The 24,919-nt window shown below is 45.8% G+C and carries 18 protein-coding genes and 1 tRNA gene; 2 read left to right on the top strand and 17 right to left on the bottom strand.

From position 1 onward, the window contains the following. The first annotated feature begins 64 nt into the window (after positions 1-64). Positions 65-424: a phage holin family protein gene (locus G9G53_RS02320; RefSeq protein ID WP_029516484.1), complete on the top strand. Its 360-nt coding sequence runs from the start codon at positions 65-67 to the stop codon at positions 422-424. A 151-nt stretch (positions 425-575) separates the two neighbouring features. Here G9G53_RS02320 and zapA read toward each other — a convergent pair whose 3' ends face one another. The 15 genes from zapA to ilvB form a co-directional block, all read right to left on the bottom strand. After that, positions 576-2,600 (bottom strand): cell division protein ZapA, encoded by a 2,025-nt coding sequence (gene zapA, locus G9G53_RS02315; RefSeq protein WP_165145050.1) that lies wholly within the window; start codon positions 2,598-2,600, stop codon positions 576-578. Between the two features lie 209 nt (positions 2,601-2,809). Continuing rightward, positions 2,810-5,257, bottom strand: coding sequence for a phenylalanine--tRNA ligase subunit beta (pheT, locus tag G9G53_RS02310; protein ID WP_029516482.1), 2,448 nt, complete (start codon positions 5,255-5,257; stop codon positions 2,810-2,812). A gap of 28 nt (positions 5,258-5,285) precedes the next feature. Continuing rightward, positions 5,286-6,317 (bottom strand): phenylalanine--tRNA ligase subunit alpha, encoded by a 1,032-nt coding sequence (pheS, locus tag G9G53_RS02305; RefSeq protein ID WP_273041806.1) that lies wholly within the window; start codon positions 6,315-6,317, stop codon positions 5,286-5,288. A gap of 451 nt (positions 6,318-6,768) precedes the next feature. Continuing rightward, a complete protein-coding gene (abc-f, locus tag G9G53_RS02300; RefSeq protein ID WP_165145404.1) occupies positions 6,769-8,619 on the bottom strand; it encodes a ribosomal protection-like ABC-F family protein in 1,851 nt (616 codons plus the stop codon). Between the two features lie 365 nt (positions 8,620-8,984). Further along, entirely contained in the window at positions 8,985-10,025 is a 1,041-nt protein-coding gene (locus tag G9G53_RS02295) for a polysaccharide lyase family 1 protein (RefSeq protein ID WP_165145047.1), read from the bottom strand. Between the two features lie 269 nt (positions 10,026-10,294). Beyond that, a tRNA-Gly gene (locus G9G53_RS02290) sits at positions 10,295-10,365 on the bottom strand. A 107-nt stretch (positions 10,366-10,472) separates the two neighbouring features. After that, positions 10,473-12,614: a bifunctional diguanylate cyclase/phosphodiesterase gene (locus G9G53_RS02285; protein WP_165145044.1), complete on the bottom strand. Its 2,142-nt coding sequence runs from the start codon at positions 12,612-12,614 to the stop codon at positions 10,473-10,475. Between the two features lie 341 nt (positions 12,615-12,955). Continuing rightward, complete coding sequence (locus tag G9G53_RS02280) at positions 12,956-14,059, bottom strand: ATP-binding protein (protein WP_039269745.1); 1,104 nt, start codon at positions 14,057-14,059, stop codon at positions 12,956-12,958. Positions 14,060-14,396: 337 nt separating this feature from the next. After that, the gene (locus tag G9G53_RS02275; protein WP_029516478.1) at positions 14,397-14,813 is read right to left on the bottom strand and encodes a hypothetical protein; all 417 of its coding nucleotides are present in this window, start codon (positions 14,811-14,813) and stop codon (positions 14,397-14,399) included. A 263-nt stretch (positions 14,814-15,076) separates the two neighbouring features. After that, a complete protein-coding gene (locus tag G9G53_RS02270; protein ID WP_023987763.1) occupies positions 15,077-15,616 on the bottom strand; it encodes a peroxiredoxin in 540 nt (179 codons plus the stop codon). 310 nt (positions 15,617-15,926) lie between these two features. Further along, a complete protein-coding gene (gene leuB, locus G9G53_RS02265; protein ID WP_029516477.1) occupies positions 15,927-17,003 on the bottom strand; it encodes a 3-isopropylmalate dehydrogenase in 1,077 nt (358 codons plus the stop codon). 203 nt (positions 17,004-17,206) lie between these two features. Continuing rightward, complete coding sequence (locus tag G9G53_RS02260; RefSeq protein WP_069012849.1) at positions 17,207-18,748, bottom strand: 2-isopropylmalate synthase; 1,542 nt, start codon at positions 18,746-18,748, stop codon at positions 17,207-17,209. 124 nt (positions 18,749-18,872) lie between these two features. Continuing rightward, on the bottom strand, positions 18,873-19,865 hold the full coding sequence (ilvC, locus tag G9G53_RS02255) for a ketol-acid reductoisomerase (RefSeq protein WP_013309387.1): 993 nt from the start codon (positions 19,863-19,865) through the stop codon (positions 18,873-18,875). Between the two features lie 163 nt (positions 19,866-20,028). Next, the gene (gene ilvN, locus G9G53_RS02250; protein ID WP_023987760.1) at positions 20,029-20,514 is read right to left on the bottom strand and encodes an acetolactate synthase small subunit; all 486 of its coding nucleotides are present in this window, start codon (positions 20,512-20,514) and stop codon (positions 20,029-20,031) included. A 1-nt stretch (position 20,515) separates the two neighbouring features. After that, entirely contained in the window at positions 20,516-22,261 is a 1,746-nt protein-coding gene (gene ilvB, locus G9G53_RS02245; RefSeq protein ID WP_029516475.1) for a biosynthetic-type acetolactate synthase large subunit, read from the bottom strand. A gap of 613 nt (positions 22,262-22,874) precedes the next feature. Between ilvB and G9G53_RS02240 the strand changes: the two genes are divergently transcribed. Further along, on the top strand, positions 22,875-23,315 hold the full coding sequence (locus G9G53_RS02240) for a GNAT family N-acetyltransferase (RefSeq protein WP_029516474.1): 441 nt from the start codon (positions 22,875-22,877) through the stop codon (positions 23,313-23,315). A 34-nt stretch (positions 23,316-23,349) separates the two neighbouring features. On the opposite strand, the gene G9G53_RS02235 is transcribed toward G9G53_RS02240, so the two are convergent. Both G9G53_RS02235 and G9G53_RS02230 read right to left on the bottom strand, forming a co-directional pair. Next, positions 23,350-23,697 (bottom strand): hypothetical protein, encoded by a 348-nt coding sequence (locus G9G53_RS02235; RefSeq protein WP_023987757.1) that lies wholly within the window; start codon positions 23,695-23,697, stop codon positions 23,350-23,352. Between the two features lie 261 nt (positions 23,698-23,958). Continuing rightward, on the bottom strand, positions 23,959-24,918 hold the full coding sequence (locus G9G53_RS02230) for an ABC transporter permease (RefSeq protein WP_010349245.1): 960 nt from the start codon (positions 24,916-24,918) through the stop codon (positions 23,959-23,961). Position 24,919: the final 1 nt, after the last annotated feature.

Raw genomic sequence — 24,919 nt, 5'->3', positions numbered from 1 at the left:
AGCTCTTCATGCCACACACTAACCTTTGTCTAACCCTGATTCAAAAAACAAAGGAGGTTATTCCGTGAGCATTCTCGGGCACATTGTACGTTTCATCGTTGCCGCTCTGGTGCTGATGGTCGTAAGCTGGATCGTTCCCGGATTTAGTGTAGGCGGCTTTTGGAGCGCGCTGATCCTAGCCATTGTCATTGCCTTGATTGGCTATATCGTCGAGGCGGTGTTTGGTCGACGCGTCTCCCCATTTGGACGCGGTATCGTAGGTTTTCTTGTGAGCGCTCTGGTGATCTGGGTCGCTCAATATGTCGTCGCTCATGTCAGTGTTTCCGTTCTGGGCGCATTGCTCGCTGCATTGGTTATCGGGATTATCGACCTGTTCATTCCGGTATCGACACCGTTTGAAGCCGGTCGGAAAAACGGGAATTAATTTCAGTAATCGCTTCTGGCAAAGCTGTCCCGAAGCAGAATTCATCTGCCAAAGGACAGCTTTTTGTCATTTACACCTCTGAGTGGATACAATAAACAAACAATCCCCGGCAATGAGCAGCCGGGGATTGCCTTACATGTATAATCCGTATCTACTGATCCTGTTCGATAAGTTCAATCCATTCATTATACTCAGTTTGAAGCTTGGTGTATTCTTCCTGTAATTGACGTAATTCCGTAGAAATCTTCTCCGAATTTTCCCGATCTACGTCCTGTTGTACTTGCAACAGACGAAGCTGATGCGCTGCCATTTCATATTTTTGACCCACTTCGTCCAATTCAGACTGCAAGGCCATTCGTTCCTGCTCTATGGACTGCTGTTCAGCCTTCGCCGTTTTGGCAGTTTCAACAGCCAAACGAATCTCCTCCTGAAGCTGTTCCTTTTGTTGAACCGTTACCGCTATTTCCCGCTCCCAAGAAGCAAATTCTTCCTTACGGGCAGCATCTTCGGCTTCCAAACGTTCCGCTTCAGCCTTCAACTGATCGTATTTAAGCTGCCATTCCAGGGATTCTTCCTCAGCACGTTCCAGTTCACTCCGCCGTTCTCGATTTTCCTGCTGGAGCTGCTTGATATTTTGCTCCAGCTGTCCAGCTCGGCTCTTCATGCTTCCATATTGCTCCTGAAGCGATTGATACGCCTTAGTTCCCTCTTGCTCTCGGACTTTGGCTTTCTCAAGCTCATCCTGAACGCGAATCAGCTCAGGTGAAAGCTCCTTGATTCTCGCTTCGAGTTGAACTAGCCGTTGCTGTTGTGAAGCAAATTTATCATTAATAGCTTCGAGCTCAGCCGCTGCGTGCTGTAATTGCACTTGTATTTCTTCCTTCTGCTCACGTGCTTCCAGCAGGGAGAGCTCCAGTTCATCAACTGCCACCTGGCGTTCTTCTGCAAGCTTCTTCCATGACTTCTCGCTTTCAGCTAGCGTAGCCAGCTCACTTTGCAGCTTGCGAGAAGATACGTGAGCTTGCTCCAACAGCTTCTGCATCCGTCGCTGTTCTTCCTCCAGCTTAGCCGTCTGCTGCTGCTTAGCCTTGGCTTCAGCTTCTAATTGATCATATCGACTTTGCAATTCTTCACGTGCAAGCGTATCTGCCTGCTCTCGCTCTATCGCAGCCTGTCGCTGTGTTTCCAGCACAGACTCCAGCTCGGACTGTTGTTCCTTCAGTACTCTTGCTTGCTCTTGAGCCTCTCCCAGACGAGAAGAAAGCTCTGTACTGCCTGCCTGTACTTGTTCTAATTGTTCCTGAAGCTCCTCGACCCGAATCTCCTGCTCCAGTGCAGCTTCATCAGCTCGTTTCTGCGCTTCCTGATGCTGGAGCTTTTCCTCATTCAACGCCAATTCAGCCTGTTTACGTTCCTGCTCCAGCTGCTCATTCAGTCCGGAACACTTGGTTTGCCATTCGCTTACCTTCTTGCTATGCTCTTGCTGCAAAGCAGATCGCAGCTTGTCCAGTTCTGTGCGCTTTTGCTCCTGATGAGTCTTCTCTGCAGCTGACAGCTTGGCTTCTGCCTGTTTAGCCGCTTCAGATACTTCCTTCTTCATCTGCTCTTCTATCTGCCGGATACGCGCATTGGCCGCCTCCTGCTGCTCTTTCAGCTTGCGAGAAGCTTCTTGACGGGACTCCTCCAATTCACGTTTAGCTTGTTTTTGTCCATTTTCAAGTTCAGCCGCTTTTTTCTCCTGCTGTTCCAGCTTTGCCCTCAATTGGGCAATCTCCTTCGCTGATACAGATTCGGTTTCCATCAGCTTCTTCTGCGTTGCTTCCTTTTCTTCCTTCAGTTGAATAAGAGATTGATGCATATCTGTATTTTTCTGCTGTTGTTCCCCTAGAGCTGTCTGGAGTTGCGCCAGATCTCCCCGGAGCTCTGCTCGTTCCGCTGCTAAGCGGTTCATATGACTCTGAATTTCCTGGATTTGTACAGCTTCTTCTGCCATATGAACCGCAGCCAGCACGGCAATTCGGGGCATATCCAGACGCGAATGAGCTTGAGAAATGCTGTGCATACGCTCATCCACGTAATTGGCAACCTGCTTCATATAATCGGTATTGCTGCCGACGAGTTTATAAGAAGTACCGTAGATCTCTACAGTGACGCGAGTACGATCTGGTGTAGTCACAATTATGCCCTCCTTCAATACTACTGTATGTTGATTCTAAGGTGTGTCCGGTACTATGGTAACCCGCCTTCCGTGAAGCGTTCAACCTTATTAGTCCGGCTTCCCCGCAGCGGGTAATTATCAGAGTAAGAGAGCTCCTATGATGATAGGCCAAAAAGCCGTATCGAACCTCTGTCACTAAGATTCGATACGGCTTCCCGCATTTCCTGCTACTTTCTCAATTCCGCTCCAAAAGTTTGTTCCAGAGACGTAACGACAGGAGTATGCGCCGCATTGATCTCTTCATCCGTCAACGTATGTTCCCAGTGACGATAGGTCAGAGAGATAGCTACGCTCTTCTTATCTTCACCAAGCTTACTGCCTGTAAATACATCAAACACTCGTGCATCCTGCAACAGCTCTCCGCCTGCAGCGTGAATAACACGAAGCAGTTCGCCTGCCTCAACGTCTTTATTGACCACGAGGGCAATGTCACGTTCCACGGATGGGAAGCGAGCCAGCTCTCTGAACTGAATATGAGAGTTTGCGTGTTCAATGACCTGTTGCAACGCAATTTCTGCAACATACGTATCGTTCAGCCCATAAGATTGTTGGAGCTCCGGATGAATCTGCCCAAGGGTACCGATCCGTTGAGAGCTTCCATTCACATCCAGCCATACCGAAGCGGAACGGCCCGGGTGGTAGCTTTGCGGTTGGTCAGCGACATAACGAATGCTGGCACTCAATCCGAAATAGTCAAACACCGTTTCAAGCGCGCCTTTAATATCAAAGAAATCAACCTTTTCAGCACCAATATTCCATTGTTTTTCACGGCGAACCCCAGTCAACAACAGACTCAGCACTTGAATTTCCTGCGGCTGGCGGGTTAATGTTTGTTCCTCTGTATAAAATACTGTTCCCATCTCGAAAATCGCCAGATTGTCTTGCTTCCGGTTCATGTTATACACCGCTGTATCCAGCATCTGCGGAATGATACTCGTACGCAAAACACTACGGTCTTCGCTCATAGGCATAGCCAAACGTACCGGATGGCTGCCTTCTGTCAGGGCATTAAATAACCCCGTACTTTGCGGATGTACAAAAGAGTAGCTGATCGTCTCCTGCCAGCCACCATGAGCCAGCAATCTGCGCAGGGAGCGGCGCAATGATTGTGATGCTGTCAAAGCTCCCGGAGTTGTAGGACCTTCAATCGGCGTGGTCGGGATATTGTCGTAACCATACAGACGAGCAACCTCTTCGATTAAGTCCACGTCAATGGTGATATCTCCACGGCGTGTAGGAACTTGAACTTCCAGTACCCCTTGCTCTGCGTCGCCACATCCGAAATGAAGTCTACCGAAAATCGTTTTCACCTCAAGCAGCGACAGTTCGGTTCCCAAATATCGGTTTATCTTATCTAGCGACAGCTTGATAATGCGGTTTTCAGCTTTTGCAGACGCAGATTCTACGATGCCCTGGTGTACAGTGCCTCCTGCATAACGCTGAATCAGCGCAGCTGCACGATTCACAGCAGGCACAACAGCGCCTGGATCAACCTCTTTTTCAAAACGCAGACTTGCTTCTGAACGCAGTCCAAGTTGACGAGACGTTTTGCGAACTGTACCGCCGTCAAACTTCGCAGATTCCAGCGCAATGCTGACCGTCGCATCCGTAACCTCGGAGTTGGCTCCACCCATCACGCCTGCCAATGCTATTGGTTTCACACCGTCTGTAATCAGCAGCATATGCGGCTCCAGCTTACGCTCCTGATCATCAAGTGTAATCAATGTTTCGCCTGCACGAGCGAGTCGAACTTCAATATTTCCATTTTCCAGCTTATCCGCATCAAAAGCATGCAACGGCTGACCGTATTCCAGCATGACGTAGTTCGTAATATCTACGATGTTGTTGATCGGACGAACACCTGCCGCCATCAGACGGTTTTGAATCCATAATGGGGAAGCCCCCACTTTTACACCTGTAATATAACGGGCCGCGTAGTGTGTACACAGTTCAGGAGTATCTACCTTCACAGACAGATGATCTGCCGCTGCATCGCTAATTTCCACCAGATCCTTAGCCGGATCAGCCAGAGAAATATCACGTCCCAGAATCGCACTCACTTCATATGCTGCTCCGTGCATGCTCAGGCAATCCGAACGATTGGGTGTCAGATCAAAATCCAGCACCTGATCATCCAGCGCCAGCAGCTTCGTAATTGGCATACCAATTTCAGCATCCTCAGGCAGCACCAAAATACCTTCTTGCAATTCCTTTGGAAGCAGCTTGTCATTCATGCCCAGTTCTTTGGCCGAGCAGATCATACCCATGGATACTACACCACGCAGCTTGGCCTTTTTAATGTGGAAATCTCCCGGCAACTTGGCACCTACAACTGCAACAGGAACCTTTTGACCTGCATCCACGTTTTTGGCACCGCACACGATTTGCAGATCTTCCTCCTGACCTGCATCGACAATACATACATTCAGCTTATCAGCATCAGGATGCTTTTCCTTGCTTTTAACATAGCCGACAACGACGCCAGTAATCCCTTGATTGCGCTGCTCGACCTCATCAATTTCTATGCCCGAACGGGTGATTTTCTCTGCCAGATCCTCCGCGCTTACCTGATCCAGCGATACATACTCGGACAGCCACTCGAATGATACTTTCATATGGGTTCACTTCCCTTGATATAGTTGTTTATTGACGCGCAAACTGTTTCAGGAACGACAGGTCACTGTTATAAAAATGACGAATATCATCGATACCGTATTTCAATATAGCAATCCGCTCTACACCCATACCGAATGCAAAGCCGCTGTACACCTCGGGATCAAAACCGCCCATCTCTAGCACTTTCGGATGGACCATGCCACAGCCCAAAATTTCAATCCACACGCGTTCGCCATTTTTCTTCACAAAAGTTACGTCTACTTCAGCACTCGGCTCTGTGAACGGAAAGAAGCTTGGGCGCAAACGGATTTCGGTCGATTCTCCGAACATTTCGCGTGCAAATTGAAGTAAGGTTCCTTTCAAATCACTCATGCGAATGTCTTTTCCAATGACAAGCCCTTCAATCTGGTGGAATTGAAAAGAATGTGTTGCATCGTCATCATCACGTCGGAAAACCGTACCCGGACAGATAACCTTAATAGGTGTTTCGCCCTTCATCGCTTCCATCGCGCGAATCTGAACTGGTGACGTATGGGTACGCATCAACAGATCCTCAGTCAGGTAAAATGAATCCTGCATATCGCGTGCGGGGTGATTTTTAGGCAGGTTCAATGCTTCGAAGTTATAATAATCCGTCTCAGCCTGTGGACCCTCAGCCACTCGATATCCCATGCCTGTAAAAATATCCTCGATTTGCTCAATCACTTTGTTGAGTGGGTGCAGTCCGCCTTGCGGCAGTGTGCGTCCAGGTAGCGTAACATCGATCTTTTCCGCTTGCAGACGCTCATTCGTTTCCGCTTTCGTGAACTCGTCTTGCTTACGGTTAACGACTTCTTCAATCGCCTCCCGCACCTCATTGGCTACCTGTCCAACAACCGGACGCTCTTCCGCGCTCAGCTTGCCCATACCGCGCAAAATTTCAGTCAATGCGCCCTTTTTTCCCGAGTATTTGACCCGTAGATCAGCCAGCTCCTTAGGTGTTGCCACCTTCTCCAATACTTCCAGTGCTTCTTCCTTCAAGGCCAGCAAATGTTCCTTCATTTGGATGGTTTCGCTCATCGCCTGTTCAGTCCCCTTTCTTCATATCCAGCTTTTCAGACAACAAAAAAAGGTCTTTCCTCCCGGTAAGGGACGAAAAGACCGTGGTACCACCCTCGTTAGACAATAAGCTTAGCTCACCCGGCGTTTTGCCTTACGGCAACATAGTTACAGGTGATTGTTCATGCTATGCATCATCGTCTCGCTCTGCACGTTATAACGGTCGTGAACCGGTATCCCCTACTTGCACATTCGCCATTCACATGGCGCCTGAGGTTCAAGGAACTGCTCCGGAGCGAACTTCAACAGCCCAGTATTTGCAGAAACGCTCTCAATCCTACGACGCTTCCTCCCTGTTCAATCGGACACTGTCTACTCTTCTCCATCAAGACATTTTCAAAAATTCGAACTATTGTTCATTATTATATGCAAACTACCGCGCTTTGGCAAGCAGGGCATACGTTTCAACCCTTTAGATATCGAGATCATCCAACCGCTCCAGATTTGCACGAATGCGCCTGATTTCGCTCAACAACTTTTCATTTTCGTCATTCGTGCCTGTCATTCCCATCAACTCTGTAAGACGCAATTGTAATCGAAGACGTTCCTCACGCCGCTCCTGGTCTTCTGGCTCCCGTTGACGGCTCCGTTCATCTTCTTGCTTTTCGTCGGCTGTCCCCTCATAGATTTCATATCTGCCCCCCGGCTTCATATCGAGTAACCGAGTTGCCGTGCTCCTCACCAGCTCCCGATCATGTGAGACGAGCACCAGTGCTCCATCATAGTTACGCAAAGAATCCTCTACAATTTCACGGGTTTCAATGTCAAAATAATTCGTCGGTTCATCCAGCACCAGCAGATTGGCTCCACTAAAGTACAGACGCAGAAAAGCTACCCTGCATTTTTCTCCCATACTAAGTGTCCCGATCCTTTTAAACACGTCCTCTTTCGCAAAAAGAAAGCAGCCCAACACTGTTCTCGCTTCTGTTTGCGTCATCGTCGGAAGCGCAAGCAGACTGTCCAGCAACGTTTGATCCTCTGGGAGCTGCTCCAGCTCCTGTGAAAAATATCCGATGTTCAACTGTGGGTTGGCTGTGATTTTTCCTGTCTGCGGCTCCAGTTGACCTGTTAATAACCGAAGCAGTGTGGTTTTACCAATTCCATTGGGCCCCCGAACAGCCAGACGGTCTCCACGTGCAACGATCAGATTTAGATTTTTCACAATGATACGGTCGTCGTAGCTAAAGTCAACCTGCTCAGCACGCAGCAAATATTTTGCCTGAAACCCGCTGTCACTTAATTTCATGTGCAAAGACGGAGCTTCACGTGGTTGTTCTACCCTGTTAGCCTCCAGTCGCTCCAGTTCTTTTTCTTTCGCATGATAACGGGAGATATTTTTTTTAGCCTTGGCCTTATAGAAGCTCTGTGTAATAGCCACTTCGACTTTGGATGCGCTACGATGTGCCTGGTGAAACCATTCCCTGTAATTTCGAATCGTTTCCTCCAGTGCCTGTTTCGCCAGCTCCTGCTTTCGATAGCTGGCTTCCTGCTCTCGCAGTTCCCGCTCCTTTTGCGCTTTATATTCCTTATAGCCGCCTTTATAGCGTCCAATACCTGTCGATGCAAGCTCAACTATACTCGTAGCCACTCGATCCAAAAAGGCTCTGTCATGCGATACAAACAGCAGCGTTCCCGGATACGTAGACAGCCACTGCTCCAGCCAAAGCAAGCTTTCGGCATCCAAATGGTTGGTCGGCTCATCCAACACCAGCAGCTTCGGCTGCCTGACCATGAGTCCGGCCAATCGCACTCTCGTCTTCTGTCCGCCACTCAGGTCACCATAAGCAATGGACCACGTCTGGACAGGCATTCCCATTCGAGTGAGCGCCTTTTCCACCTCAGACTCCCAGGCAAAGCCTTGCAGGTGTTCGTATTCATCCATCAGCTCGCCGTAACGCTCCAGATGATGCTCCATATCCTTCCCAGCATCGGCTAGGTCAGCTTCCAGCTGTCCCAACGCTTGCTTGAGGAGCCAATGCCGAGGGCTGGCCTGCTGTGCGGCCTCCAGTGCGGTTCGAGACCAATCCACCGTATCCTGCTGCTTCAGCCAGCCCCGCTCTTCCAGTGGCAAATCATGCTCTACTTGACCAGAGGTTGGCACTTCATCTCCCAGCAATATTCGCAATAACGTCGTTTTACCTGCTCCATTTCTTCCAAACAGTGCGAGCCGTTCTCCTTCCATCACATCCAACGACACATTCTCAAATAAAGATGTCCCGTTCCAATCCTTTACTACATTGCGAATACGCAAAATCGTTCTCATACCGATCATCCTTTCCCAGCCCGGTTTTTTGACCCCGGAAGCAATAAAAAAAGCCGCAGAAGGCTGCGGCTTGCATACAAGGAATATAGAATGACTGTTATGAATCGTTTCAGAACATACGCTTATGAAAAATAACACCGTAAACGAATAAGCCAAATCCCGTTCCGGAATAAACGCATACGTCCCTACATTCATTTTCAGACACACTTCTCCCGTTGCAGCTTACAGCCGCCTGCCAGTAACTGTGCAGTTAAGTGGGAAAATCAGTGTGCTTACTTCATCGGACGTATGGTTACCTTCCTTTTCATGGGATAATTACTTGCGGTTAGTATAGCAGATCACAACACATTTGCAAATAACCCTCGTTATTTTCCAAATACCAAAGTTGTATTCGACGAGCCTGCATATTTCGTTACAAACTCTTTAGTATATTCAGGAGTCTGAACTTGATAGCTATAGTTCTTGCTTGGATTCCAGTTGGTTACACGCGATTTTTGATTGTTGATGGTGGGAAAACTCCCTACATCTTTAAACTCGCCATTGCCTTTATCATCAAGAATACCGCCCTTTTCACTACCTTTTCCCAAGTAGTTGTACTCAGAATAGATTCTTGCATTCGTAGCAATGGTATAAGCAAGCTGAAAATTATTAATATAATTATTTTTAACATGGAAATATCCATATCTCATGAGTCCTGGACCACGTACAAGTAAGTTTTCAAAATAATTATTAGCGATCGTGATATGGGGCATGCCATCATAATTTTTATTGCCATCATCAGGATATCCCAAAATGAGACCATATTTATGATTAGCAAATTTGGAGTTACTAATGGTTACATAATCAGCCGATTGGCCTATGTACAAAAGTTTGTCCAGATCCGAGCCATTTGCATTATAACTGTGACCTGCAAACGTAACATGATCAATCCAATAATTTGTGCCCGCAGTAAGATAAAGTTGGATGTCATCGTTACCGTTAATGTTGGCACTGTGCTCAAAAGTTAAATTTTGAAAGATCACATTTCCCGAATTATTTGTTGTTTTCAAATGAATGTTAACCAGTTTGTTTTGCGCATAAGAACCAATGAGCGATTTGTTAGTACCAATGTTGACCACGGTTTTAGAGGAGGCAGAGATATTTTTTTCGATGACCAGAATTTTAGGAGTTGAATCCCCTAACTGGTTTTTCAAATCGTTTAGATTATTGATATAGATAATCTGACCGCCTTTTCCCCCTGTTGTGGCAGGCTTAGTAGCTCCATTTTCACTTTTAGCCTGTCCGGCAAAACCAGTCATTCCATTCGTCGACGTATTCGGAAAATCAGCAGCGGCGAACGTAGAACTTGCAGGGAAAGTAAGCAGCACCAAAGTTAATGCTAAAAACAGAAAAGAAATTTTCCTCATTGCAGCTACACCATCCTTTTTTAAGTTAAATCCCAACAATGCGACTATACTTATTTTTTAGTAAATGGTAAATAGTTCTTTTTATCTGTTTATTTATAGCATATAAGCTAAATGTTTTATATTTTATTTTGTGTGGCAATGTAAAAATAGTTCGTAAGAACGCAAAAAGCCGTGATACCCCATTGGCACCCCGGCTATAATGTATTTATCTACTCCAAACAAAACAAAAACCCTTGCGTCACAAGGGTTTCGAACTTCTTAAAATAGTAAGCGGGTGATGGGAATCGAACCCACGCTATCAGCTTGGAAGGCTGAAGTTCTACCATTGAACTACACCCGCATTTTATAATATCTCGATTCTTATGTATGGCACGCTTAACCTATCGTCAACCAGCTGAATCAGGATGTTATTTAGTATAACTTACCTTTCAGCAAAATGCAAGCATACTACATACTATCCTGAGCCAGCCAATTCATAGGTTCACGTAAAAACAATTTTTCAAAGATTTCTGCCGGAATGGGGCGACTAAAATAATACCCCTGACCCTCATGACAATCTTGTGCCTGCAAAAAATGAAGCTGCTCCTCATTTTCTACCCCTTCAGCCGTAACCTTCAGCTTCAAATGGTGAGCCATGGAGGCAATAGTAGATACAATTGCTGCATTTTTGCTGTCGACCAGTACCTCATTTACAAAGGAACGATCAATTTTTAGACGATCAATCGGGAGATTCTTCAAATAATGCAATGAGCTATAGCCAGTTCCAAAATCATCAATACTGATTGCGACACCAATAGCCTTTATTTTTTTTAACTGTTCAAAGGCTCGATCCTTATCAAAGGTCATACTTTCGGTAATCTCCAGCTCTAGATAGCGTGCTTCAAGTTCCGTATAGGTCAAAATGCCCCGAATTACATCCACCAGCTTTTTTTGCTGAAATTGGCGCATGGATAAATTGACCGAAATCGGGATTGGTGGGTACCCAAGCTCCTGCCAATGCTTATTTTGCAGACAGGCCTCCCGTAACACCCATTCCCCCAAGGGCACAATTAAACCACTTTCTTCAGCCACCGGAATAAAATCGCCTGGCATCACCATCCCACGATGAGGATGATTCCAACGCACCAGCGCCTCCAAACTCGTTAGCTCGCCACTTTGCAGGTGGACACGAGGTTGATACACCAATGAAAATTCCTCATTTTCAAGCGCTCGCCGCAGATCATTTTCCAGCTGGAGTCTTTCATGCGCTCGCATCTGCATCGAACTAGCATACCGCTGAAAATTCACTCCCTGCTCTTTAGCACTATGTACAGCCGTATCCGCCTGCTGAATAAGCTGTTCACTCTGATTCGCATCCAACGGGTACAAAGCTATACCAACGCTCACCGTCACATGATAAGACTCACCATCAATATCGAAAGGCAGATCGAACAGCTTCACCATATCATCAATACGACTTCTCATAGCATCTGTATCTTCGTATCCCGTTAGAAGAAAGGCAAATTCATCTCCGCCCATGCTAAAGACAGCTTCCCCTTCATGGCTAAAATGCCCCAAGCGTTCGCCTACTGCATACAGCAAATAATTTCCTGCCATATGTCCAAGCGAATCATTAATCGCCTTGAAACGATCAATATTTAGAACTAAAAGTGCTACTGTCTCATCCGATTTCAATGATTTGCGCAATATTTTATCTAAACGTTGGGAAAGGCGGCGACGATTGGGGAGTCCTGTTATATCATCATTATAAGCAATGTGATTAAACTCAGATTCTGCTGCCTGCTTTTCACGATAAGGAACCAGAACCATCAACCGGACCAGCCCGCTCAACATGTTATAGAATGCTATCGCGTTGGTCAAAAGTCCCAATAGGTGATTAATATCGCTCATTTGCTCAGAAAATAAATAGAACAACTGACTCACAACACACAGTCCAATTCCACGAACCATAAGCAACATGCCCAACTCCGCCGGGCGGACTTTCCGATATTTTCGCACCCCGAAAATAAAAGTGAACACAAGTAGTAACATGACAGCCAGATTTAACGTCCAGCCCAGGTTGCCTATTTCGTATCGTATACGTAGATCCGGTAAGCCTGCACCAAATATCTTAATAACTCCTAGAATCAGCAAAGTGCAGCCTATCCCTGCCCACAAAGCCACTGTCTTGTATTCAGACTTCGTCTTGCTAAACGGGAGGAAACAAACACATAAGAGCAAGACAGAAGTAAAGGCACGATTTACAAACAGCAGCCATAACGAAATGCCCGGAGACAAAGCAAAGTCCGTCAGGCTTACGAAACTAAACGAAACAATATGAACAAGGTAAAGCAGACCAGCCACCAAAAACGTCGGGGCAATAAGAAGTCTCTGCAAGGATAACTGTTCCAGTAAAACGGACCAGGATTGATAAAAAATAGAAAAACAAATCGCAGCACAGGCAAACCCTATGATCGGATATAACAAGAAAAAAACATTATGGGAGTATATCTTATTCAAAGTTACGTGAAATAACTGAACCAAGACAAACAAAACTATCGCAGCAATGCCGATACCTATCGTTTTTTTTACTTCCAGCCGTATACTCATTCAGCCTCTTCAGCCCCCTGCATATCGGAGATTCCGATCATCTAAGACGTTTGACAGCTTTGGAAGCCGTTGTTTAAGTCTATAGTATCAAAAATAATGTTGTATTCTGGTATATAATAGCATTTAATCTGTGAAAGGTGAATCATTTTTTTGTCTTAAATTCATGAATTCATTTTCGCATTTACGCAAATAACCGAGCTTACAGCACCAAAAAAGCGCATCATCTTGTCAGATTATGCGCTTCAGATAACCTTTTCCAAAAAGGTGATACCTATACCCCAACGCTGCACAACATAAAAGAAATAGTATGTACAGGACCCCTCTGCGAAAACCTCCCCATATTAAACTACAGGAAGCGTGATTTTGAATTGTGTGCCACTTCCATGTTTACTGTCTACATGTATGAAACCTCCGTGATTTTTGATAATTCGATAGCTCACAGCCAATCCCAACCCGGTTCCACTTTCTTTTGTTGTAAAAAAAGGATCAAATAAACGCGTCAATGTATTGTGATCCATACCTAATCCGTTATCTTCAATACAAATGTGGACATAATTGCCCTCAAGCACTGTATGAATATCGATGCAGCCCTCTCGTTCCCCACCCATGCTTTCAATGGCATCCATTGCATTTTTAATCATATTGAGAATAACCTGCTTAATCTGCTTCACATCAATGGAAACCTTCATGAGCTCATCATTTTCGTCCAATGCAATCTGGCAACCCTTCATCAATGCTTCGCTTTCTGTCAGCATCACTACTTCTTTCAGCAGCCCCATCACAGATACAGCCGTTTTTTGCGGAGCCGAAGGCTTGGACGAATTTAAGAACTCATAAATAATGTCGTTCGCACGATCAATTTCTGTTAATATAATGCGGGCATACTCATCCCTGCCCAACTCCACCAAATGCGGTCGAAGCAATTGAATAAAGCCCCGGATTGCGGTAAGCGGGTTACGAATTTCATGAGCAATAGAGGCCGAGATGCGTCCCAGCATCGCCAGCTTATCGTTTTGATATGCTGTCTGCTCAATCTGCTTATAATCCGACACATCCTTGACGCTAAACAAAAAATCGCCATCCATCTGATCACCATAGGTTACTGTTATCAACCAATGCCGACCATACTCATCAATTAACTCATGATAGCGCTTTCTATGAAAGATAGTTTCTTTATAAATCCGCATGATTTTCTTCTTCTTAAACCGGCTTAACTCAGGATGATGCAAAATTTGCATCAAATTGCGACCTGCTAGCGAACTCCGTGGTAGCTCCAGCAATTTCGCCATTTGCACGTTAATAAAGGTCAGTACCCCGTCACTGTCAAACAGCATGATACCACTATCCAGGTTCTCCAGCACATTTTCATACTTGTTATTGGCGATCTGTGTGGAAGGACAAGCTCCCACGGTATCAAGCAAGGCTTCTTGGAATTCACTGATCATGCCAGGCTTCCCCCTTGTTTCGGAATGACAAACTGGCCGTATCGGACGCGTAATAATCTTGAAGAAAAGAAAGGCATCTATCGACTACCCTTCAATGGTGTAGAAAACAGTTACACAGAAATCCGACCATCTCTTTCCAATTCCAGTCTTATTTTATGATAGACAAGATTAAGGATCGCAGTCAATCGGAAAAAGTGTCGAATCCAAATTTTTATCCTGTTTTCTTTCGTCATAATATCTGCGCAACATTACCAAAATGAAAAATGAAGTTAGGAACAAGCGCCCTACACACCAAAGAAGCTCTCCAGAATTGAGAGCTTCTTTGGTGTGTAGGATGTCAACTGCCGCTCTTATTATGTTGAAGCCGGGATCGTCTTTGGCTCATAACGGCCAGTCTTCTCTTAAGCTCTCCCTGCCATTTTTCATCATTCATCTGTTTGGCTACCATCAATAAATCCAGGGATATGTCAATTTGACGCTTCACAATTTCAAACGCATCTTCACTTTCACGATTCACACAATTTTCAAATATCGTATCATCGTCTTCCATGACATAATCCTGAAAATCAATCTCGCTTGCCCCATCTCCATGTGCATATTCAGCCAAAATTTCATACTCATTTTCGACTTTATAATGAACTTCAATGCGACGACATACCGGGCAAAACAGCAAAGGAACATTATGAACTTGGGTGCGGTAATGCTTCAGCGTTCCCTTGGTTCCTACCATGCTTGCTCCACAGCAATAACTCATCCGGGCTCAGCCTCCTCTGAACAAAACCTGTTCTGCCTTGCTTATCTTCTACAATACCTTATTCGCTTTCGCCAGGCAAAATTCCTCCAGAACACAACAACATTTCCATAATTATTTGTTACCTCACTCTGCGTTGCCTCATTAAACAGGCTGTCCTCACATTTTCAGCTGCACAGAGCAGGCAAGCAAGCCCCCAATAACGGTAGAGTAACCGCTAGTTGGGGGCTTGTTTGTTTAATTAATTTCAACTTGTGAAGCTTATATTACAGATTTTGATCGCCTGGTTTCCAGTTCATTGGGCACAAGCCACCGGATTGCAAAGCTTGCAGTACACGCAATGTTTCTTCTACACTGCGACCTACATCGTTGTGGTTAACCACTTGATATTTCAATTCGCCTTCTGGATCAATGATGAACAAGCCGCGCAATGCAACGCCTTCTTCTTCGATCAGAACGCCATAATCGCTTGCTGTTTTTTTCGTGATGTCAGAAGCCAATGGGAAGTTCAGTTTGCCTAGACCGTTGTTTTCTTTAGCTGTGTTGATCCATGCTTTGTGACTGTGCACGGAGTCTACACTGATACCCAGAATTTCAGTATCCAGCTCTTTGAATTGGTCAGCAGCATCGCTCAATGCTGTAATTTCCGTAGGGCACACAAAAGTGAAATCCAGTGGATAGAAGAAAAATACGAGCCACTTGCCACGGTAATCGGAAAGCTTCACCGAACCAAATTCTTGACCGTCTCCAGTCACTGTTTCCAATGCAAAATCAGGGGCGGGTCTTCCTACCAATCTTTCTGCCATAATATGAAATCCTCCTTTAAAATATGTAAGAAAAACACCAAATGTGCTTTCCTCAATCATCTGTATTGTAATAAACAACAACTTACTTGATAAATGTTATCATTCGCTGAAATCAAAGTCAATATTGTAACCATTACTTTTTTATAATTATTTTAAACTAGCTTAAAAATTCACATTTTATTCACATTTTGAACCTTTGAATATACAAATAGCTCCTGATTGCTCAGGAGCTACTGTGCTAAACATTTGCCAAAAAGCTAGACTATATAATAGGAAGCTTTTTTTCAGAACGGGTGCATTTACGGAGCTTTTAGCGAATAGCTGCAGCGATCAGATCACCCATTTGAGTTGTCGAGATTGCTTGAGATTTATCCACCGCAATATCCGCCGTACGGTGCCCTGCATCCAGTACCTCAGCTACGGCTTTCTCAATGGCATCTGCTGCTTTCTCGTACCCGAAGGTAAGACGGAACATCAAAGCAACGGACAAAATCGTTGCAATGGGATTCGCCAGGCCTTGACCTGCAATGTCAGGCGCCGAGCCATGTACCGGCTCGTATAGGCCGAAGCTGCCTTCTCCCAGTGATGCGGAGGAGAGCATGCCGATGGATCCAGTCAGCATAGCCGCTTCGTCACTGAGAATGTCACCAAACATATTTTCCGTCACGATGACGTCAAAGCTAGATGGACGACGCAGCAATTGCATGGCGCAGTTATCAACCAATACATGCTCCAGCTCGACATCCGGGTAGTCTACAGCAACCCGGTTCACTACTTCACGCCATAAACGGGAAGTTTCCAGTACATTAGCCTTATCCACCGATGCAAGTTTTTTGCGACGTTTTTGTGCAATTTCGAAAGATTGGCGCACGATACGCTCTACTTCTGTTACATTATATGCGCAAGTATCAACTGCTTCCTCACCCTGAGGACTTTCTCGTCTGAACTTCTCGCCGAAATAAATGCCGCCCGTCAGTTCGCGCACCACGATCAGGTCCGTTCCTTCCAACACTTCCGGTTTCAATGTAGACGCGTCCTTGAGACAGTCAAAGACGACGGCAGGACGAAGATTCGAAAACAGACCGAGCTCTTTGCGAATGCCCAGCAGCCCGGTTTCAGGACGAAGTTCCTTTGGATTGTTATCCCATTGTGGCCCTCCTACCGCACCCAGCAGAACAGCATCTGCAGACTGACATACTGCCAGTGTTTCTTCCGGTAATGGTGTGCCCTTCTTATCAATGGCAATCCCGCCGAACAGCGCATGCTCCGTTTCAAATGAAAAGCCGAATACTTCTTCCGTACGTTTCAAAATTTTCTCTGCCTCTGCGACCACTTCAGGTCCAATTCCATCTCCCGCTATTACCGCAATTTTTTTAACGTCTGCCATCACGTACACTCCTCTTGTTATACAGCCATACAACCGTATTTTTCATACCTTCTTTGTAACATATATGGCAGGGCTTTGACCAAGATATAGAATCTATCAATTCAATAGGTACAGCCTATAAGCTGGTCTCTTCATCAGAAAAAAAGAAAACAGGACCGAAAAAACCCGATCCTGTAAACCCAACTCTTAAGTCTGCATAAAAACTAAGATTTATAATCTACGCGATTACTGTAGTTTTTACGCTTGTCGATTAAACCATTCAGCGCATCCACGTAAGCCCGAGCACTTGCTTCCAGAATATCGGTGCTTACCCCGCGTCCCTGTACAGACAGTTCGTTTTGCGTCAGCACTACATGGACTTCACCCAGAGCGTCCTTACCATGGGTAACAGACTTGATGGAGTAATCTGAAAGTACAACGCTCTCACCGCTGGCTTGATCAATCGCATTATAGATCGCATCGACTGAACCATTTCCTTCAGCTTCTGTCTCAATAACCTGATCTTCATCGTTAACCAGACGCACTTGTGCGGAAGGCGTAGCCTTATTCCCGTAGGTAACAAAAATCGTTTCCAGCTTGAAGACTTCAGGTGCATCAGCCAATTTTTCTTCCAGCAATGCCAAAATATCATCGTCCGAAACTTCCTTTTTCTTATCAGCCAAATCCTTGAACTGCCCAAAAGCGCGATTCAGATCTTCTTCGTTCAATTCGTAGCCCAACTCGATCAAACGCTCACGGAAAGCATGACGACCTGAGTGCTTACCAAGTACCAGCTTGCTTTCTTTTAGACCGATACTTTCTGGTGTCATGATTTCATAAGTCGTTTTCTCTTTCAGCATGCCGTCTTGATGAATACCTGATTCGTGCGCAAAAGCGTTGGCTCCAACAATTGCCTTGTTGCCCGGCACTACCATCCCCGTCAAACGGCTAACCAAACGGCTCGTGCGCGCAATTTCAGACAATTGAAGAGACGTTTTGGCCTGGAAAAATTCCTGTCTCGTCTCCAGTGCCATGGCGATTTCCTCAATGGCCGTGTTTCCAGCACGTTCACCGATACCGTTAATGGTTCCCTCGATCTGATCCGCGCCGTTCAGGATGGCAGCAAGTGTATTAGCAGTAGCCATTCCCAGGTCATTGTGGCAATGTGCACTCAATTGAATCTTCTCCACATCGATTACATTTTCCTTAATATGTTTGAATATATTTCCATACTCATAGGGTGTCAAGTAACCTACCGTATCTGGAATATTGACGACAGAAGCTCCTTCTTGTACAGCCATGGTGACCATTTCAACCACAAAATCAAGCTCTGTACGGCCTGCATCTTCCAAGGAAAACTCCACTTTAGGCAAATATTTCAACCCATAGCGTATGGCAGCACGAGCAGTTTCCAAAACCTGTGCCTTCTCCATCCGCAGCTTATGTTGACGGTGAATAGGAGAGGTTGCCAAAAAAATATGGATACACGGGTCCTGAGCTCCCTTGAGTGCCTCGCGAACTGCATCAATATCCTGTTCCCTTGCACGCGAAAGACCAATCACCGTCGAATTTTTTACAGCTTTTGCTACTGCATTAACAGCTGCCAGATCACCCGGAGAAGCAGCCGGGAACCCAGCCTCCATACGATCAATTCCCAGCTTCTCCAACTGATGAGCGATCTCCACTTTTTCACGAGTATTCAAGTTCACGCCAGGTGACTGTTCTCCGTCTCTCAACGTTGTGTCAAATATATATATTTTGCGCAACCTAACGCACCTCCTCAGGATTAGGACCCTTAAATTACAATGCGGCTCACGCAATAAGCAGGGCCGCATTGTAATTAATATTTATAAATAATGCATGTAGTCGAATTCATAGTACAAAAGATTATTACTTTTTGATCCAATGCATCATTTCACGCAATTGTCCGCCCACCACTTCAATCGGATGGTTAGCTTCATTACGACGAGTAGCCGTCAGGAATGCACGTCCAGATTGATTTTCAAGGATGAAGTCACGAGCAAATTTACCTTGTTGAATGTCAGTCAACACATCCTTCATGGCTTTCTTCGTATCTTCCGTTACCACACGTGGTCCAGTTACATAATCGCCATATTCCGCTGTATTACTGATGGAATCACGCATCGTTGCCAATCCACCTTCATACATCAAGTCAACGATCAGCTTAAGCTCATGCAAACATTCAAAGTATGCCATCTCAGGAGCATAACCTGCTTCAGTCAATGTTTCAAAGCCCGCTTTTACAAGTGCGCTCACGCCGCCACACAATACCGCCTGCTCACCGAACAGATCCGTCTCCGTTTCTTCACGGAAGGAGGTTTCAATTACGCCCGCACGTGTACAGCCAATGCCTTTTGCGTAAGCAAGTCCGATTTCTTTGGCCTGACCCGTTGCGTCCTGCTCAATTGCGATCAGCCCCGGTACTCCAAACCCTTCTACATAAGTACGACGTACCATATGTCCTGGGGATTTTGGAGCAACCAGCAATACATCGCTATCTTTAGGAGCTACGATTTGTCCAAAATGAACGTTAAAACCATGGGAGAACAAAAGAGCTGCGCCTTTTTTCAGGTTAGGTTCAATTTCATTTTTGTACACAGAAGCTTGAGTTTCATCAGGTAACAAAATTTGAACCACATCTGCACGGCTTGTTGCATCAGCTACGTTCAGAACTTCAAAACCGTCGTTTCTTGCGACATCAGCCGATTTGCCTTCACGCAAACCAATAACAACATTCACACCACTGTCACGCAAGTTTTGTGCTTGAGCATGCCCTTGGCTACCGTAACCGATAACGGCCACTGTCTTTCCTTTCAATACGCTGAGTTCTGCATCTTTTTCGTAGTACGTTGTAACTGCCATGGTTAATTTCCTCCTTTTAATTGGACCCTTCATAATGAGCGGGTACTCCAAGAGACTTTCCCTCGTGATTAGCATCTAAAAATCTCTTCGAGTCCCCGCTCTTATGCGGGCGGTTCTTTATTGATGTAATGCGCTATAAGCGGTAATTCGTTAAAGCTCCATATTAAGCATTGCCACGTATCATAGCTGTAACCCCGGTTCGAGTCAACTCCCGAATACCGTAAGGCTTCAACAACTCGATCATGGCATCAATTTTTTCTGTATCGCCAATGACCTGTACAATCAAACTCGTCGTTCCAACATCAATTACAGCTGCTCTGAATGTTTCTACCACGCCCATAATCTCTGGCCGTTGAGGCGGTTCTGCCTTTACCTTTATCATCGCCAATTCCCGGGCTACCATTGGTTTGGAACTGAGATCGATGACCTTGATCACATCAACCAGCTTGTAAAGCTGCTTTTCAATCTGCTCTAGGTTGTTCTCATCCCCTACAGTCACAATGACCATACGGGATAATCCAACTTCTTCCGATTGTCCCACAGTTATGCTCTCAATGTTAAAGCCGCGGCGACCGAACAGGCCGGACACACGTTGCAAAACGCCGGGTTGATCATTTACCAGTACAGCAATGGTATTTTTTGTTGTCATTTTACTCGTCCCCCATCAGCATTTGATCAATTGTCGAACCTTGCGTCACCATTGGATATACGTTCTCTTCCTTGCTGACTACAAACTCGACAACGACCGGTCCGGGTGTATCAAGCGCCTCCTGCCAAGCCCGACGTGCCTCTTCCTTATTCGTAGCACGCAGCCCTTTGACACCGTATGCTTCGGCAAGTTTCACAAAATCCGGACTTCCCGCCAGGTCAATGTGACTATACCGATTGTTATAGATCAATTCCTGCCATTGGCGAACCATTCCAAGCACCTGGTTGTTGATAATTACGATTTTAACCGGAATGTTATTGATTGCACAGATGGCTAATTCCTGCGAACACATCTGCATACCGCCGTCCCCGTTAATCGATATTACCAATCTGTCGGGATTGGCCATTTGAGCACCGATTGCAGAAGGGAAACCAAATCCCATCGTACCGAGTCCACCAGAGGTGACCCATGAGCGTGGCTGATTGAATTTGTAATACTGCGCTGCCCACATTTGATGCTGTCCCACGTCTGTCGTTACGATTGCACCACCCTTGGTCGTTTCATCCAGCAACTCAACAACCCATTGTGGTTTAAGCACCGTTTCAGAATCCTTATAAGAATAAGGTTTCTCATTCTTCCAATGCTGAATTTGCGCTCTCCATGCATCTGCCAGGTCCGCACGTTTCACATCCTGATTCAGCAATTCCAGCACTGCCTTCACGTCACCCACGATAGGAATATCCGCTGCAACATTTTTTCCAATTTCAGCAGGATCGATATCAATGTGGACGATTTTAGCTTGAGGAGCAAACCCATCCAACTTGCCTGTTACCCGATCATCGAAGCGGGCTCCGATACAGATCAACAGATCTGACTGTTGAATCGCCTGATTGGAGGTGTATGTTCCATGCATCCCCGGCATCCCCGTCCACAGTTCATGTCCACTTGGGAAACCACCCAATCCGAGCAATGTTGTCGTGATAGGAATTTCCGTTTTACGAACAAACTCGTAAAGTGCTTCATGTCCACCGGAGTATACAACTCCTCCACCTGCCAGAATGAATGGACGTTCTGCTTCGGAAATAGCTTGAGTTAGCTTGTCTAGTTGAATTTTGTTGGGCAACACTTTCGGGTTATAACCCCGCATGGTCACAGGTTCCGTTTGTGGGACAAACAACGTCTGGGCTGCAGAAATATCCTTCGGAATATCAATCAGTACCGGTCCCTTGCGCCCTGTGTTGGCAATATGAAATGCCTCATGGATGATTCGCGGTAGATCCTCTACATCTCTTACCAGATAGCTATGTTTCGTAATCGGCATTGTAATTCCCGTAATATCGGCTTCCTGGAAAGCATCCGTACCGATCAGGGAAGATACAACGTTACCCGTGATGACCACCAACGGCACCGAATCCATAAAAGCCGTCGCAATACCAGTTACCAGGTTTGTCGCGCCAGGTCCGGAAGTCGCAATACAGACGCCCACTTTACCGCTCGCCCGTGCATAACCATCTGCCGCATGAATAGCTCCTTGTTCGTGACGAGTGAGGACATGCTTGAAATCCTTAAAGCCATACATGGCATCATAGATATATAACACTGCACCACCAGGATATCCGAAGACACAATCTACTCCCTCCAGCAACAGGCTACGGAGTAAAATTTCCGAACCTGTAATCACTTCAGGCTTCATCCACTTTTCACGTAATTCATTGGTTGACCTAACTTCAGGAATTTGTGCACTCATTGGTCATCCTCCTTTACAAAATTTACATACATCTGACATTTGTAAAAACAAAAAAACCTTTCATCCCTAGAACAGACTTGCTGTTACTGAGGGACGAAAGGCTGTAGCTTCCGTGGTACCACCCGTGTTTGCCCGATATTTCGCAATATCGAACCTTGGCAGGTACAGAAATCACAAAGGATCTCCATATCTGGCGTCTGTAACGTAGACCGTACGATTTTCCCTAATAGGTGATTCAGCGCACCGTTAATGTCATCGGGCCCAAATACTTTTCAGGAAAACAGCTCCAAGGTGAGCTCGTTAAAAAGGGATTTTGGTGAAGCTTGCAGCTAATGCCTCACTCTCTGAACAAAAGAGCCCTAATCACTTCGTCCTCTTCATTGCCGTTGAGTTCATGTCATTCTTTCAAATGTTTAGACACATTATATGTCTCCCATCTGGGATAGTCAATACCCATATTTCATAAAAATTTATGTTTCTTTTCTGAAGCACCTCCGAATCGCACGCTTGTAAGAGGTACCCGCATATTATAAAAAAGACCACACGGTGAGACAGTACACTCCTCCAAAGCCACGTCTTATCTTGTTAAAAGGGTAGAAAAGGAGGCCCGTTTATGATTCGAAAACGCAGCTCTCAAGATGACAACATCATCTTTCGTCTAATCGAGCAAGAGCTTGTCCCCCTATCACATTTAAGCGCCCAGGAAATGGAACAAATACGCAAAGAATTACCCCGGCGCTTAAACCGGGGCATCACTTTTGTAGCTTGCAGACCGGATAATGCACAGGTTGTTGGCTTCATTCATGTTATGCTGCATGGCGAACTATTATACATTGATTTGATCGCAATCTCTTCGGCTCATCAAGGTATGCGATACGGAAAAAAACTGCTTGAGCATGCCGAACACTACGGACGACTGCGTCGCTGCAAGCGGGCTAAAGTGATGGTGGATGAAGACAATATCAGGGGGATCCACTTTTATCTGCGTCATCAATATCAAATGCTGCGATACGTAGCTTTGAGCCGATGCCACGAACTCGAAAAGTTACTGTAAAAAGTATCTTTTTCGGGCTCAGGATTTTGTATGACTAAAATAAATTAGGGTAATACGGATATCCTACCCCGGGGTATCCCCCGTCTGTATACGGGCCTGGTTGCGGACCATATCCTGGTCCTCCATAGCCCGGACCGTAGCCACCATATCCCCCACCATAGGCACCAATGTATGGAGCTGTGCCGATGGCAAGCAAGTCAAACAGCACCAGAGGAATAATTGCCTTCGTGTTCACTTTTTTCTTGCGGTTTGGTTGAAGAACCAGTCGGTTACCCGAAATGCGAATCAGCTTGCCGCTGACCTGGGAACCATCCTTGCGAGTAGCAAAGATGACTTTGCCGACAAGCTTCTCCACCTGCTTTCTGGTTACTGCCTGTTTCATCGTATTTCCTCCTTCTTCTCAACGGATGGACAGATTGAACGGCTCCTTGATAGCTCATCACCACCACAAAATAGACCGGAGCTGACAGGGGCCGAGCGTCCCGTCCAATCTGCATAGCACAGTCTATTCCATTCATGCCAGTAGCGTATGTTTAAATGCCTGCACAATATAAAAAAATCTGATACCTGCATATGCAGATACCAGATTTTTTATAGACCCATGTACATTTTGCAAAACATACAGCATCAGTTGTTTATAAGTTTAACGCTTGCTTGGATCATAAAGTTGACCCAAAGCGGCCGGAGCGCGTGAACGTCCGACAGCCGCTACCAGTACAATAATCGTCAGGAGATACGGCAACATAAAAATAATTTCCTGGGGAATACTTTGTGACCATGCGAACAGCTGCACATAGTTGCGAATGGCTTGTGAAAAACCAAAAAACACTGCTGCGCCAAAAGCACCGAGCGGATTCCATTTACCGAAAATCATAGCGGCAATAGCAATATATCCCTGCCCCGAAACTGTATTGTGTGAGAACATGTTGGTTGTAGTCAGAGTGATTGTAGCTCCACCAATCCCAGCCAACGCCCCACTAATCATCACACCAATATAACGAAGACGATTTACTTTAATTCCCACGGTATCGGCCGCTCCTGGATGCTCCCCAACGGAACGCAAACGCAAGCCAAACGGTGTTTTATACAAGGTGAAATATCCAATAATAACCAATAGAATAGCTAGATATGTCGTTGGGTAAGCTTGGAAAAAGGCTTTTCCTGCAATCGGGATATCCACAAGGTAAGGGATGGATATTTCGTTGAAACCCTGAATCCGACCGGTGTCACCATCACCCTCAAATAAAAGCTTGACCATATACAGTGTACTACCTGCTGCCAGAAAATTAATAACTATACCACTTATTACCTGATCAGCTTTAAAGGTAATAGAGGCTACAGCATGAATTAGCGAAACCAGAATACCGAACACCGCAGCTGACAGCACACCTACCCAAGCCGCAGAGGTGCCTCCTAGTCCAGCTTGCTCGGCATAGAATCCGCCAACACCCGCTGCAAACGCTCCAAATACCATAAGTCCTTCCAATCCGAGGTTCGTCACACCGGATTTTTCTGAAAAAACCCCGCCGAGAGACGCAAAAATAATCGCCGTCGCAAAAACGAGCGTTGTATGGATTAATTCACCAAGTGTTAACCAACTCATT

It is taken from the genome of Paenibacillus sp. EKM206P, assembly GCF_011066155.1.
Classification (GTDB): domain Bacteria; phylum Bacillota; class Bacilli; order Paenibacillales; family Paenibacillaceae; genus Paenibacillus; species Paenibacillus polymyxa_D.
This window is presented reverse-complemented; position numbering and strand designations above follow the sequence as displayed.

What these genes read in the sequence shown, in the direction of transcription:
- G9G53_RS02240 (WP_029516474.1), top strand. Translation starts at nt 22,875, where the DNA reads ATGATTCGAAAACGCAGCTCTCAAGATGACAACATCATCTTTCGTCTA.
- abc-f (WP_165145404.1), bottom strand. Translation starts at nt 8,619, where the DNA reads ATGAGAACGATTTTGCGTATTCGCAATGTAGTAAAGGATTGGAACGGG.
- leuB (WP_029516477.1), bottom strand. Translation starts at nt 17,003, where the DNA reads ATGGCAGACGTTAAAAAAATTGCGGTAATAGCGGGAGATGGAATTGGA.
- G9G53_RS02235 (WP_023987757.1), bottom strand. Translation starts at nt 23,697, where the DNA reads ATGAAACAGGCAGTAACCAGAAAGCAGGTGGAGAAGCTTGTCGGCAAA.
- G9G53_RS02275 (WP_029516478.1), bottom strand. Translation starts at nt 14,813, where the DNA reads ATGAGTTATTGCTGTGGAGCAAGCATGGTAGGAACCAAGGGAACGCTG.
- G9G53_RS02285 (WP_165145044.1), bottom strand. Translation starts at nt 12,614, where the DNA reads ATGAGTATACGGCTGGAAGTAAAAAAAACGATAGGTATCGGCATTGCT.
- G9G53_RS02230 (WP_010349245.1), bottom strand. Translation starts at nt 24,918, where the DNA reads ATGAGTTGGTTAACACTTGGTGAATTAATCCATACAACGCTCGTTTTT.
- pheT (WP_029516482.1), bottom strand. Translation starts at nt 5,257, where the DNA reads ATGAAAGTATCATTCGAGTGGCTGTCCGAGTATGTATCGCTGGATCAG.
- G9G53_RS02270 (WP_023987763.1), bottom strand. Translation starts at nt 15,616, where the DNA reads ATGGCAGAAAGATTGGTAGGAAGACCCGCCCCTGATTTTGCATTGGAA.
- G9G53_RS02280 (WP_039269745.1), bottom strand. Translation starts at nt 14,059, where the DNA reads ATGATCAGTGAATTCCAAGAAGCCTTGCTTGATACCGTGGGAGCTTGT.
- pheS (WP_273041806.1), bottom strand. Translation starts at nt 6,317, where the DNA reads ATGAGCGAAACCATCCAAATGAAGGAACATTTGCTGGCCTTGAAGGAA.
- ilvC (WP_013309387.1), bottom strand. Translation starts at nt 19,865, where the DNA reads ATGGCAGTTACAACGTACTACGAAAAAGATGCAGAACTCAGCGTATTG.
- ilvN (WP_023987760.1), bottom strand. Translation starts at nt 20,514, where the DNA reads ATGACAACAAAAAATACCATTGCTGTACTGGTAAATGATCAACCCGGC.
- ilvB (WP_029516475.1), bottom strand. Translation starts at nt 22,261, where the DNA reads ATGAGTGCACAAATTCCTGAAGTTAGGTCAACCAATGAATTACGTGAA.
- G9G53_RS02295 (WP_165145047.1), bottom strand. Translation starts at nt 10,025, where the DNA reads ATGAGGAAAATTTCTTTTCTGTTTTTAGCATTAACTTTGGTGCTGCTT.